Origin of the sequence: Streptomyces sp. SM11 (assembly GCF_002910905.1) — a bacterium.
GTDB lineage: Bacteria > Actinomycetota > Actinomycetes > Streptomycetales > Streptomycetaceae > Streptomyces.
Map to the genome: position 1 here is coordinate 59,562 of NZ_NEUE01000098.1, position 12,660 is coordinate 72,221.

Below are 12,660 nucleotides of genomic sequence, written 5' to 3' on the forward strand. Positions count from 1 at the left end.
CGATATGCGGACGCTCCATGCTGAACAGCGTACGGCCGTGCGGGTGCCGTGGACCGGCCGGGGCGTCGTCTTGTCGCTCCGGCCGGTCGCCCGCCGCTTCCGGCCCCGTCCCCGAGCGCACTTGTTCATCCGTTCGGGGTAACGGAGTATCACCGGGTGACACTTACACGGGGAGCAAGAATCACCGGCGCCGTTCTGTGCGCGGTGCTGGCACTACTCATCACCGCCTGGCTCGTGCGGGACATCCGGGCCGCCGGCGGCCCGGGGCCGGTCTGGCACTACTGGGCGGGCACCGCGGACCTCCAGGACGCGCCACGGCCCACCACCTCGGCCACCAGCCTCGTCCTGCTGGTGGCCTACGCCGCCGCCGTGGCGGCACTCCGGTCCGCCTCCGCCGCCTCGGTCCTGATCGTCACCGGCGTCGTCACCTTCGGCCTGCGGCTGCCCAGTACCTGGATCATCGCCGACGCCCCGGCCCCGGAGGAGCTCCGCGACCGGGCCCTGATCACCACGTACGTCGTGCTCGTCGCCTCGGCCGCCCTGATCGTCGCCGGGGTGGCGGGCCGCCGCCCCGTGCCGCAGGGCGGGGAGCGCCCCGTCGGCCCCGGACGCGGCGCGGGGGTGGCCGCCTTCCTGCTCCTCGGATTCCAGGCGTTGGTCCTCGCCGCCTGGGAGATCCGGCAGCCGTTCGTCTCTTATCTGTCCGAGCTCTACCCCGAGTGGTTCATCGGCGGGAAGCCCCTGACCATCTCGTTGACCGAGGGACCGCCCGGCTGGGTCACCGGGACCATCATCCTGATGCTCCTGGTGGCGGCCGTCGGCGCGGTCGCCGGTGCGGCCCACGCGCGACCGCTCGGCCTGATCGCGGGCGGGTTCGTGCTCTCCTACGGCGTGCTGGGCATGGCGCGCATCATCCATTACGAGATGTACGAGCGGTTCATCGACCTGGACATCGAGGCGCAGCTGAACATGCTGAGCCTCGTCTTCTCGCTCCTCGTCGGGTCCGTCGTGATCCTCATCCTCGCCCGCAAGGCCGCTCCCAGGGCCTCTGGCGGCCTCCCGGGCCCGTGGGGCGGTGGCGCCGGCCCCTGGGGTGCCCAGCCTCCCGGCCACCCGCCGTACGGGGCCCCCGGTCAGCCGCCCGCCCCAGCCCCCGGCTTCGGGCCCCCGCCGGGCGGCGGATTCGGGCCCCCGCCCCCGCCGCCCGGCCGGTGAGCCGGTGACGGGGAGCGCGGGGCGTGCCGGGCCGGGCCGCCCGGTGACGCGTGGTTCAGGCTCCGGTCGGTCCCAGTGACCGCTTGAGGAAGTCCACCTGGAGCAGGAGCAGGTTCTCCGCGACCTGCTCCTGCGGCGTCATGTGCGTCACCCCGCTCAGCGGCAGCACCTCGTGCGGACGCCCGGCCGCCAGCAGCGCCGAGGACAGCCGCAGGGCGTGGGCGACCACCACGTTGTCGTCGGCCAGGCCGTGCACGATCATCATGGGCCGGACCTCGGCGGCGGGCTCGGAGAGACCGTCGTCGGTGAGCAGCGAGTTGTACGCGTACACCTCGGGCTGTTCGGCCGGATCGCCGAGGTAGCGCTCGGTGTAGTGGGTGTCGTACAGCCGCTGGTCCGTCACCGGAGCGCCCACGACCGCCGCGTGGAAGACGTCGGGCCGCCGCAGCACCGCGAGCCCGGCCAGATAGCCGCCGAAGGACCAGCCGCGGATCGCCACCCGGGACAGGTCCAGCGGGAACCGGTCCGCGAGCCCGTGCAACGCCTCGACCTGGTCCTCCATGGTCAGCACGAGGTTGTCCCGTACCGCCTTCTCCCAGCCCGGCGAGCGTCCCGGCGCGCCCCGCCCGTCCGCCACGACCACCGCGAAGCCCTGGTCCGCGAACCACTGCGAGGTCAGGTGCGCGTTGTGGGCGGCGACCACCCGGCGGCCGTGCGGACCACCGTACGGATCCATCAGGACCGGAAGCGGACCATCCGCCTCCTGGTAGTCCGAGGGGAGCAGCACGGCGCACGGAATCCGCCGCGCGCCCCCCTCGGTGAGGGTCACGCGGGCGGAGAGCACCGGCTCCTGCGCGAAGCTCGCGATCCGGGTCAGCCGCTTGCCGTCCCGCACCGCCCACGCGGCGGCTCCGGGCTTCTCGGGGACGGCCGAGACCACGACCGAGAGACCGCCCGAGCGGACCGCGGAGTGCACGCCCACCCCTTCGGAAATCCGCTCGATTCCCAGCTCGTTCACCCGGTACACGTGGATCTGCCCGATCTCCGGCTCGACCGCGTCCTCACCGGCCACCGCCGAGACCAGGATGTCGGACTCCCCGATGTCCAGTACCGACTGGACGTGCAGCTGCGATCCGGTGAGCAGCCGGTCCCCGACCGCCAGCACCCGCGCACCGCCCTCGTCGACGATCCGCACCAGCCGTCCGTCCGGCGCCCACGCGGGCACCCCGGGGAAAAGATCCAGCCACACCAGGTCCTCGTCGACATGCACGATCCGGGTCGCCCCGGTCTCCGGGTCCACCGCCAGATACTGCTGACTGCGCTGGTCACGGGCCTGCACCAGCAGCAGCGGGGCGCCCGCGGAGGACCAGTGCGCCTGGGCCAGGTACGGGAACGCCGCCCGGTCCCAGACCACCTCCGTACGGGTCCCCTCCAGGTCCATGACGTACAGCCGCACCTCGGCGTTGGGCGTGCCCGCGGCCGGGTAGGCGACCTCGGCCGGCCGGCGCTCCGGGTTCGCCGGATCGGCGATGAACCAGCGCTGCACGGGGCTGTCGTCGGCCCGCGCGACCAGCAGCCGGTCCGACTCCGGCGACCACCAGAAACCCCGGAAGCGGTGCATCTCCTCGGCCGCGATGAACTCGGCCAGACCGTAGGTGACATGGGAGTCCTCCGGCTCGGCCAGCGCCCGGTCGCCCTCGCCCCCCGCCCCCACGACCCGCAGCGCGCCCTTGGCCACGTACGCGATGTGCCGGCCGTCCGGGGACGGGCGCGGGTCGATCACCGGGCCCGGCACCGGCAGCGCCCGCGCGGTCCCGGCCCGCAGCTCGGCCACGTACACCTTTCCGGACAGGGCGAACGCCGCCAACTCCGCCGCCGCGTCCACCGCGTAGGAGACGATGCCCGACGAACCCTCCCGGGTCCTCTCCCGCCGGGCCCGTTCCTGCGCCGACAGCTTCTCCGCCGAACCGCCCAGCAGGACTTCGGGATCGGCGGCGACGCGCTCCTCGCCGGTCGCCGGATCGAGTACCCAGAGCCGGTGGGTCCGGTCCGTTCCGGATGTGGACCGGAGGAAGATCACGCGTGTCTCATCTGATGAGACGGTGAAGGCGCGAGGTGCGCCGAGTGTGAAGCGCTGGGTTCGTGCTTGCTGGCGGGGAAAGGACAGCTTCTGCGAGGTCATGGCTCCGAACTTAGCTCCGAACTCGGCCGCGCGGCGCGGTTCGTGCGCCCCTCGTGCTGCTGTGCCCCGATCAATGCGTTGGCACGGATAGTTATGATCCGTAGCGCTCGGTGGGTAGGAACCTGCTGGCTCCGCGTGTGCTCCTGTCCCGACCGTACTGATGGAGGTGAACCGCCGTGGCGCTCTCGATTTCGGCGGTAGTGCTGCTGGCGATCATCGTCTTCCTGCTGATCCGGAAGTCCGGGTTGAAGGGAGGACACGCGGTGGTCTGCATGCTGCTCGGCTTCTACATCGCGAGCTCGTCCATCGCGCCGACCATCTCCGATCTGACGACCAACGTGGCGGGGATGATCAGCAGCATCAAGTTCTGACCGCCCCTCCGGGGGCCGCCCACCCGGGGGCCGAGGAGGCGCGGGCGCGGGGGCGCGGGGGCACGGGGGGCCTCCGGGCTCGTAGGGTGGTCCCATGAAGGACCTCCCCGCCCGCCGTCTGCTGCTGGTGCACGCGCATCCCGACGACGAGTCGATCAACAACGGCGCCACCATGGCCAGGTATGCGGCCGAGGGCGCCCACGTCACCCTGGTGACGTGCACGCGCGGCGAGGAGGGCGAGGTCATCCCGCCCCCGCTCGCCCGCCTCACCGCCGACCGGGACGACGCGCTGGGACCCCACCGCGTGGGCGAGCTGGCCGCGGCGATGAAGGAGCTCGGCGTCACCGACCACCGTTTCCTCGGCGGAGCGGGCCGCTACCGGGACTCCGGAATGATGGGCACCGAACAGAACCACCGCCCCGGCTCCTTCTGGTCCACCCCGGTGGACGAGGCGGCGGCCCACCTCGTCGAGGTGATCCGCGAGGTCCGCCCCCAGGTCCTGGTCACCTACGACCCGGACGGCGGCTACGGCCACCCCGACCACATCCAGGCCCACCGCGTCGCGATGCGCGCCACCGGCCTCGCCGCCGACCCGGCGTACGGCACCGACGCCCCGCACACCGTCGCCAAGATCTACTGGAACCGGGTGGAGCGGACCGTGACCGAGGCCGCCTTCGACCGGCTGCGCACCACCGCCCCCGGGGCCTTCTCCGGCGTCGCCGCCGTGGACGACGTCCCGGGCGTGACCGGCGCGGAGCAGATCACCGCGGAGATCGACGGATCGGCGTACGCCGGGGCGAAGTCGGCGGCGATGCGCGCCCACGCCACCCAGATCACGGTCGACGGCCCCTTCTTCGCCCTCTCCAACGGCCTCGGCCAGCCCCTGCTGACGGCCGAGTGCTACCAACTGGTACGGGGCGCACCGGGCGTCCCCGAAGGGGCGCGTGAGAGCGACCTCTTCGCGGGCCTGCCGGACGCCGCGGGAGGTGCGGCATGAGCGGGACCCCCGGCAAGGGGCGCGGCCGCGCGCAGTCCTCCCGCGCCTCCCGCGCCTCCCGCGCCTCCGACGCGCCGCGGCGGAGCGCGCGGCCCGGACCGCCCGAGCCCACCGGCCTCGCCGTCCGTCCGAACCCGGTCCGGATCGCGGCCTACTTGGGCTTCGCCGTGCTCGGCGCGTTCGTCGCGATCGCCGGAACCCTCGTCCAGGCCGCCTGGTTCCCGGGCGGCTTGATCATCGCGCTGGCGGGCTCCGCGGGCCTCTTCTACGGCGGCCGGATCCTGACCCGTACGCAGATCGGCGCGCTCGCCCCGGCGGCGGGCTGGTTCATCACGGTCTTCCTTCTGCTGAGCGGCCGGCCGGAGGGCGACTACGTCTTCGGCGACGAACTCGGCCTGGTGCTCTTCGTCCTCGGCGGGACGGCCGCCGCTGTGATGTGCGCCACCACCTCCAAAGTGCCGCAATCAGCCATCCACAGCGGCCGGTCCGGTACGTGAAGTGCCAAGTCCGGGTCCGGAACGACCCCCACAGGTGTGATGCACGGGGGAGGTTTCCCCCGGTCGCGGAGTGTCCGGCGGCGGCGGCCAGTATGGTGGTGCGCGCGCCGAGCCGTCCCCTGGCCTGCGGCATGGGGGAAGTACGGGCGGCGGAGCCAATCGGGAGAACCTGCTTTGAGTCGTGAAACTGACAGTTCGTCCTCCGGCCCCCGGGGCCGCGGCGGAGCCGCGTACCCGTCGGGTACGCCGCCGTACGGATCCCGCCAGTATCCGTCGCTGCACCCGTCACCGGACGGCTCTGACGAGAACCCGGAATCCGTGGATCCGCCCCGGCCCGAGGAACCGAAGACCGAGACGACGCTGACGACGCGCATCCGGATCAACATTCCCGGGTCGCGTCCTATCCCGCCGGTCGTGATGCGTACGCCGATGGCGGAGAGCGACATCGCCGGCGGCCGTTCCGAGGCGGAGCGCACCGGCGCCACCCCGCGCCCCGGTACGCCGCCTCCGGCACCCGGCGCCGGACCTGCGGACCGTTCGGCGGGCCCGGACGGCGGAGTGCCCGCGGACCGGTCCCGGGACGGCGGCCCTGCCGTCGACCCGGCGTCCGCGGAGAAGCCGGCCCGGGAGAAGGGCGGCAGCGACTGGTTCGCCCCGCGCAAGGCCCCGGCCACCGGGCCGGGAGCAGCCGCCCAGGGCACCGGTGGGCCCGGCGCCCCCGGAGTCGCTCCTACCGGCCCCGGCGGCGCTTCGGGCCCCGGCGGTCCGAGCGGTCCTGGCGGTCTGAGTGCGGGCGGCCCCGGCGCGTCAGGCACGGGCGGCCTCGGCGGCCCCGGCCCCGGCAGTCCCACCGGCCCCGGTGGCGCGTCCGACGGCGAGGCGGGCCGCTCGCGTCCCGACCTGCCGTACTTCTCGGACGCCCCGGTGCCCGGTGCGGGCGGCCCCGGTGGCGCTCCGGGCGCGCCCGGTCCCGGCCGCAGTGCGCTCGACGGCTACGGCGCCGAGCACCCCGGCGGAGGCACGCGTTCCACCCCCGGCCCCGGGGCGCGTACGCCCGGTCCGTCCGGCCCCACCACGGGACCGGTCACCGGCACCTCCGCGCTGACCCCGAACCTCGACGGCGTCCCCGGTCTCGGCGGCCCCGGCCCGATGGTCCCGGGCATCCCCGGCGGCGTACCGCCCCGGATGTCCGACGACACCGCGATCCTCACGCCACAGGTCCCGGCGCCCGGAGCCGGCCCCGGCGGCCATGTCTCGGGCGACACACTGAGCAGCGGCATCCCCGTGGTGCCCAGCGAGCCCCGCGCCACGTTCCCGGGCGGGCCGGGCACCCCCGGCGGCCCGGTGGCGGGCGGACCCGGTGGCCCGGGCGGACCCGACGGTCCCGCGCCCGGTCCCGCCGCCCCGCGTCCTGAGAAGAAGGCCTCCGCCGTCCCGGCCCCCGCGAAGAAGGGCCGCTCCAAGCTGGTCCTGCTCGGGGTGGCCGCGATCGTGCTGCTCGGCATCGCGTACGGGGCGGGTCTCCTGCTGAACCACTCCGAGGTCCCCAAGGGCACCACCGTGCTCGGCGTCGACATCGGTGGCGGCACGAAGGAGGAGGCGGTCACCAAGCTGGAGGCCGCCCTCGGTGAGCGGGCCAAGACGCCCCTCCAGCTGTCGGTGGACGGCAAGGAGGAGACGCTCGACCCCGCGAAGGCCGGTCTCACCCTGGACAGCCAGGAGACCGTGCGCGGCGCGGCGGGCAGCGACTATCACCCCGTCTCGGTGATCGGTTCGCTGTTCGGCGGGGAGCGTCCCGCCGACCCGGTGATCCCGGTCGACGAGGAGAAGCTCGGAGTGGCGCTGTCCGACCTGGCGGGCGCTTCCGGCTCGGCCGACGACGGCACGATCCGCTTCGAGCCGAACAAGGCCGTGGCGGTGCCGGGCAAGCCGGGCAAGGCGCTGGACGCCGGCCAGTCCCTGATCTCGGTCCGGGACGCCTACCGCGCCCAGGTGCAGACCGGGCAGGCACGGCTGGTCGAACTCCCCGTCACCACCACCGAACCCACCATCACCAAGACCGAACTGGACCGGGCGATGAAGGAGTTCGCCGAGCCCGCGATGTCCGGCCTGATCACCATCAAGGCCGGCCCCAAGCAGATCCAGTTCGGCCCCGCCCGGTCGCTGCCGCAGATCCTCTCCATGAAGGCCGTGGACGGCCGGCTGGTCGAGGTCTACGACAAGAAGGCGATCGACAGGCTCCTGGACGGCGTCTTCGACGGCATCATGGCGGTCAAGGGCGACGGCAAGAAGCACCAGGTCGGCGCGGACGACGTGGCCCAGGTGATGAAGACCGCCCTGGCCGGGAGGACCGCCGCCGAGCGCACGGTCACCATCGACCTGACCGGCCAGGGCTGAGGCCCCGGCACGGACACCCGCTCCACGACTCCGCCCCCGCCCGGGAACGTCTCCGGCCGGGGGCGGCGTCGTCGCCGGGCGTGCCCCGACCTGTCGGCTGTCCCGGGCGACCTCCAGCACGCCGACGGGCTCGGCCTCGCGGGCCTGCCTGGTTCGTTCAGTGCGGGGCGGGCAAGGCGATCCCCGGATAGACAAGAGCCACCGCCTGCTCGGGCAGATGGTCGGGCACGCGCGTCCCCAGGTGGGTGATGTGGAGGTGGATCAGCCCTCCCAGGGCCATGACGGCCAGCTGGGCGTCGGCGCCAGGGGCGATCTCACCCCGGCCCTTTCCGCGTTCGATGATCTCTTCCGCCGCTGACAAGCGCTGGAGCCAGAACTCCCGCCGCCCGGACTCGATCTCCGGAGCGTCGTCCGAGACCACGGTGAAGCGGATCAGAGCGGTTCCGACCGGGGTCTGGGCGAAGCGGGCCAGTTCGGCTGTGAAGATCTCCAAGTCGCGTCTGGTCGAGCCGGTGTCCGGGATGGGGACCTCGGCGTGCGTGCGGGTGAGCAGTGCGTCAACGAGTAGCCGGGGCACCGTCTTCCACCGGCGGTAGAGCGATGCCTCGTGCACCCCGGCCTTCGCTGCCACGTCGGCGAAGCGGACGTCGTCGATGCCGCTCTCGGTGATGCGGGTGATGGTCGCGTCGAGGACAAGCGCGCGGAGCTTCGCGCCGCGCGCCTGGACCTTTCGTTCTTCGGAGTGTGTGGCAGACATCGGCCCATTATTGCAAAGAAACTTGCGATGACGACGCATGGATGCCTATGCTCCGACTGCATCGCAAGATTTTTCGCGATATGTGTCTGGAGGTGACATGCCCGATGTGTCAGCACCGTCCGGGCGGTGGCGGGGTCGTGCGTCCGAGGGCGTCACGACCTTCCACGGGATTCCGTACGGGAACGCGGGACGTTTCGGTCGTCCCGGCCGACCGAAGGCGCGGAATGAGGTCGCCGATGCCACCAGGCCGGGTCCGGTGGCACCGCAGCTGCCTTCGCGGCTGGAGGGGGTCATCGGCCCGCCGAGTAGGTTGGAGCAGTCCGAGGACTGTCAAACCTTGACGATCACTGTTCGGCAGGATGCGAGGGCGGGAGGCTCGCCCGTGCTGGTCTGGTTGCACGGCGGTGCCTATGTGTCTGGCAGCGGAGAGTGGGCGCAGTACGGCGCCGAGCGGCTGGTGCGAGAAACCGGGATCGTCGTGGTGTCGGTCAGCTACCGCCTCGGTGCACTGGGCTATCTCTTCGCTCCCGAGGTCTCGCCGGGGAATCTGGGGCTGCTGGACCAGATCGCCGCCCTCGAATGGGTGAGGGACAACGTCGAGGCGTTCGGCGGCGACCCCGGTCGTGTGACGGCTGCCGGACAGTCGGCCGGAGCCCACTCCATCACGGCGATGCTCGGCATCGACCGGGCCGCTCCCCTGTTCGCTCGGGCGATCGTTCAGAGCGCTCCGCTGGGGCTGGGTTTCCACACCCCGCAGCAGGCCCGACGCGTGGCCGGCCTCTTCCTGAAGGAACTGGGCGGAGACCCGCGCCGGGCACCGGTCGCTGACGTCCTTGCCGCGCAAGCCCGGGTCACGCGGCGGCTCGCGGGCCCCGGAGGGCTGAGATCGAGGCCGCCGTTCCTGCCCTCCTTCGGAGCGGAACCGATGCCGGAAGCGGGGCGGTGGAGGCAGAACGTCCTGCGGGACGCGGCCGGCCGACAGTTCCTGATCGGGAACACCGTGGACGAGATGACGGCATTCCACGGACCCCACCCGACGCTCGCGAGGATCCGTCGCATCCCCGTCGCCGGACCCGCCGCGGCCAAGGCCTTTCGGCGGCTGGCGCAGGACAGGGTCTTCGACCAACCGGTGCGTGCTCTGGCCGGCCTTCTGGCAGGTGCCGGTGCCCCGGTGTGGTGCTACGAGGTCAGGTCCCCGCACTCCGGCAGTCCCTTCGGGGCATGTCACTGCATCGATCTGCCCCTCCTGTTCGGCGACGAGGACGCATGGTCCGACGCGCCGATGCTGCGGCCGCTGTCACCACGGGAGATCAGCGCGATCGGGGCCCGCACGCGCGCCCACTGGGGCCACTTCGTCCACACCGGCCGCATCAGTGACCCTGTCTGGCCCGCGCACTGGCCATCGTCCCAGCACCGACACCCCCTTCCTTGACCCGACGATCGGAGAGATTCACCATGACCCCTCGCACGGCAGTCGTCGTCGGAGGAGGTATCGGCGGTCTGACCGCCGCCGGCGCCCTGGCCCGCCAGGGCTGGCAGGTCCGCCTGCGCGAGCGCCAGCCGGAGATCCGTGCCGTGGGGGCCGGCATCTACCTCTGGGACAACGGCTTGTTCGCCCTCGAATCCATCGGTGCTCTCGCCGAAGCCGTCGAGGGCGCGCACAAGGCACCCGAGATGGAGATGAGGACGCGCTCGGGCCGGACCCTCGTACGCGTGAAGATCAACGGTGCGGGACAGCCGCGCTGTGTCACCCCGCCGCGCACCCAGCTGATGAAGGCACTGGTCAACGCCGCGACTGCGGCGGGCGTGGAGATCGTCACCGACTCCCCCGTCCACGCGGTCCGGCCCGACGGGGACGTCCACCTCGACCACGGCCAGATCGAGTCGGCGGACCTGGTGGTCGTGGCTGACGGCGTCCACTCACGGCTGCGCGACAGCGTCGACCTCGCCTACACCAGGACCCGCATGAGTCAGGGCGGCGCCCGGATCATGATCCCCCGATCCGCGCACTATCTGTCAGCCGCGGACGGCCACAAGCATCTGGAGTCCTTCCACGGAAGCCGCCGACTGCTCTGCACGCCGTGCACGCCCCGCGACCTCTACTTGGCCTTCACCTGCGACTCCGACGACCCGGGGATCGACGGCAGCCACATCGACGTCGCGGAGTGGACCCGGAGCTTCCCCGCCTTCGCCAAGGTCCTGGCCGCCACCGAGGGCGTCCCGATGATCCGTTGGGACACCTACGAACACGTCAGGCTCTGCTCGTGGTCACGCGGCAGGGTCGCCTTCATCGGCGATGCGGCCCACGCCCAGCCGCCCTACCTCGGGCAGGGCGGGGGGACGGCCATGACCAACGCCATCGCGCTGGCCACGGCCGTCAGCCGACCGACAGCAAGCCTGTTCGATGCCCTGGCGGGATGGGAGTGCCGGACCCGGCCCGGTATCGAGCGCACCCAGAACACGTCCTACCGCATGCGCTTGCTCAACCGTGTTCCCGATGTGGTGCGTGACCCGCTGATACGCCTGGCGGGTCTCCTCCCCAGCACCGCCAACTCCCAACTCGCGGCCACACGCATCAGGCCGAATCTCACCACCGACGACGAGGACGCAAAGTGATCAACACGATCGACCTCAGCGGCACCCGGATCTCCTTCGACGAGCACGGCCTTCCCGGTTCGGGACCAGCGATCGTGCTGCTGCCCGGCTGGTGCCACGACCACCGGTACTACGACCGGCTCGTCCAGCACCTTGCGCCCCGGCACCGTGTCATCCGGGTCGACTGGCGCGGACACGGACCCGACCGCACTCCTGTCGCGGAGTTCGGCCTCACCGAGCAGGCCGCCGACACGATCGCGCTGCTCGACCACCTCGACGTCACGCACTGCGTCCCGCTCGCCCATGCCCACGGAGGATGGGTCGCTCTGGAGATGGCCGAGCTACTGGGCCCCCAACGCGTCCCCCAGGTCATGATCGCCGACCTGATCATGACGGAACTGCCCCCCGATTTCGCCCTCGGACTCCAGGCGATGACCCGGCCGGAGACCTGGTCCCTCGCTCGCGAAGAACTCGGTCAGGCATGGCTCGCGGGCAGCGACAGCGCACAGGTGAATCATCACATCCTCCACGAGGCGGGCGGCTTCGGCTTCGACATGTGGTCACGTTCCAGCCGTGTCATCCAGAGCGCCTACGACACCTGGGGTTCACCGATGGCCCGCATGGAACAACTCACCCACTCCCGTCCGGTGCGCCACGTCTTCTCCCACCCCAAGGCCGCCGAGTACGACACCCTCCACCGGGAGTTCAGCGACCGCAACCCCTGGTTCAGCTACACCAGGCTCCCGGGTGAGACCCACTTCCCGGCTCTCGAACTCCCGGAGCAGGTGGCAGCCGAACTCAACGGCTTCCTCGGCACGGCGACCGACCCTCCCGTGTGAGTACACCTCCACGCCCCCACCTCCTGCATCACGAGCATCCCCGAGGAGTTGAGCCCGAGGGCCTGGCCGCTCAGCTCTAGTGTGGTGTGCGGCGGCTCGGGGGAGCTGTAGACCGGTGCGCCCTCGACGCCCGAGAACGTCGTGCTCCAGACGCCGTTGGTCCAGCCGCCGACGGATCAGAAGCTGATGTCGTGCCTGGTCGTCGTGGTGATCGTCGTCCTGGACGGGCGGGCGTGCCGCGCGCGGGGGACCATGGGGCCATGAGTTCCCCCGCGCGTCCGGAGCGCCCGCCCCGTGAAACCGATCAGATCAAGGTCTGGTTCCGCTTCGTCCCGCGCGAGGACTGGCTGCCGTACGACACCGAGGGGTTGTGGGCGACGCGGCTCGGCGCGGACACCGCACGGGTGGACAACGTGCCCTTCCTCCAGGACGGGGTCGCCGAGGGCGAGACCGTATGGTTCCGGACGGACGACGACGGCGTGCACTGGGCCACCGGCCGGGTGGCGGACTCGGGCAACTGCACCGTACGGGTGCTGCCCGTGCCGGACGGCCCGCTCGGGCGCGACGCACAGGCCGTGCACGAGCGGCTCGCCTCCTTCGGGCTCACGGGTGAGGTCTTCAGCGCCGAGTTCCCGCTGGTCGCCCTGACCGTGCCGAGCGGCGCGGACCTGCGCGGGGTCAAGGCGCTGCTCGCCCGGGGCCGGGACGAGGGCTGGTGGCACTTCGAGGTCTCGTGCGTCACGGATGCCTGGCGGGCCGCTTAGCACCCGAGGTGCCACACGTGGCGGGCCGCAGGAGACCGGAGTGCCG

The 12,660-nt window shown here is 72.2% G+C and carries 11 protein-coding genes; 9 read left to right on the forward strand and 2 right to left on the reverse strand.

From position 1 onward, the window contains the following. Positions 1–156 precede the first annotated feature (156 nt). Positions 157–1,215, forward strand: coding sequence for a hypothetical protein (locus B9S58_RS06450; RefSeq protein ID WP_258044203.1), 1,059 nt, complete (start codon positions 157–159; stop codon positions 1,213–1,215). Positions 1,216–1,270: 55 nt separating this feature from the next. On the opposite strand, the gene B9S58_RS06455 is transcribed toward B9S58_RS06450, so the two are convergent. Next, positions 1,271–3,397 carry a S9 family peptidase gene (locus tag B9S58_RS06455; protein ID WP_103531159.1) on the reverse strand — a complete coding sequence of 709 codons (2,127 nt, stop codon included), beginning with the start codon at positions 3,395–3,397 and terminating at the stop codon, positions 1,271–1,273. A gap of 176 nt (positions 3,398–3,573) precedes the next feature. On the opposite strand from B9S58_RS06455, the gene B9S58_RS06460 reads away from it, so the two are divergent. The 4 genes from B9S58_RS06460 to B9S58_RS06480 all read left to right on the forward strand — a co-directional run bounded on the left by B9S58_RS06460 (position 3,574) and on the right by B9S58_RS06480 (position 7,659). Further along, positions 3,574–3,768, forward strand: coding sequence for a hypothetical protein (locus B9S58_RS06460; RefSeq protein ID WP_010063247.1), 195 nt, complete (start codon positions 3,574–3,576; stop codon positions 3,766–3,768). A gap of 94 nt (positions 3,769–3,862) precedes the next feature. Continuing rightward, the gene (mshB, locus tag B9S58_RS06465) at positions 3,863–4,765 is read left to right on the forward strand and encodes an N-acetyl-1-D-myo-inositol-2-amino-2-deoxy-alpha-D-glucopyranoside deacetylase (RefSeq protein ID WP_103531160.1); all 903 of its coding nucleotides are present in this window, start codon (positions 3,863–3,865) and stop codon (positions 4,763–4,765) included. Further along, a complete protein-coding gene (locus tag B9S58_RS06470; RefSeq protein ID WP_103531161.1) occupies positions 4,762–5,262 on the forward strand; it encodes a DUF6113 family protein in 501 nt (166 codons plus the stop codon). Before mshB ends, B9S58_RS06470 begins: the two co-directional genes overlap by 4 nt. 174 nt (positions 5,263–5,436) lie before the next feature. After that, positions 5,437–7,659, forward strand: coding sequence for a hypothetical protein (locus tag B9S58_RS06480; protein WP_181009206.1), 2,223 nt, complete (start codon positions 5,437–5,439; stop codon positions 7,657–7,659). A 157-nt stretch (positions 7,660–7,816) separates the two neighbouring features. Here B9S58_RS06480 and B9S58_RS06485 read toward each other — a convergent pair whose 3' ends face one another. After that, the gene (locus B9S58_RS06485; protein WP_103531163.1) at positions 7,817–8,416 is read right to left on the reverse strand and encodes a TetR-like C-terminal domain-containing protein; all 600 of its coding nucleotides are present in this window, start codon (positions 8,414–8,416) and stop codon (positions 7,817–7,819) included. Between the two features lie 97 nt (positions 8,417–8,513). On the opposite strand from B9S58_RS06485, the gene B9S58_RS06490 reads away from it, so the two are divergent. From B9S58_RS06490 to B9S58_RS06505, 4 genes are all read left to right on the forward strand, one after another. Next, complete coding sequence (locus B9S58_RS06490) at positions 8,514–9,848, forward strand: carboxylesterase family protein (protein ID WP_103531164.1); 1,335 nt, start codon at positions 8,514–8,516, stop codon at positions 9,846–9,848. Between the two features lie 23 nt (positions 9,849–9,871). After that, on the forward strand, positions 9,872–11,032 hold the full coding sequence (locus B9S58_RS06495) for an NAD(P)/FAD-dependent oxidoreductase (RefSeq protein ID WP_103531165.1): 1,161 nt from the start codon (positions 9,872–9,874) through the stop codon (positions 11,030–11,032). Beyond that, a complete protein-coding gene (locus B9S58_RS06500) occupies positions 11,029–11,850 on the forward strand; it encodes an alpha/beta fold hydrolase (protein WP_103531166.1) in 822 nt (273 codons plus the stop codon). The genes B9S58_RS06495 and B9S58_RS06500 overlap by 4 nt, the downstream gene beginning before the upstream one ends. 260 nt (positions 11,851–12,110) lie before the next feature. Continuing rightward, on the forward strand, positions 12,111–12,614 hold the full coding sequence (locus B9S58_RS06505) for a DUF4265 domain-containing protein (protein ID WP_103531167.1): 504 nt from the start codon (positions 12,111–12,113) through the stop codon (positions 12,612–12,614). The last annotated feature ends 46 nt before the right edge of the window (positions 12,615–12,660 follow it).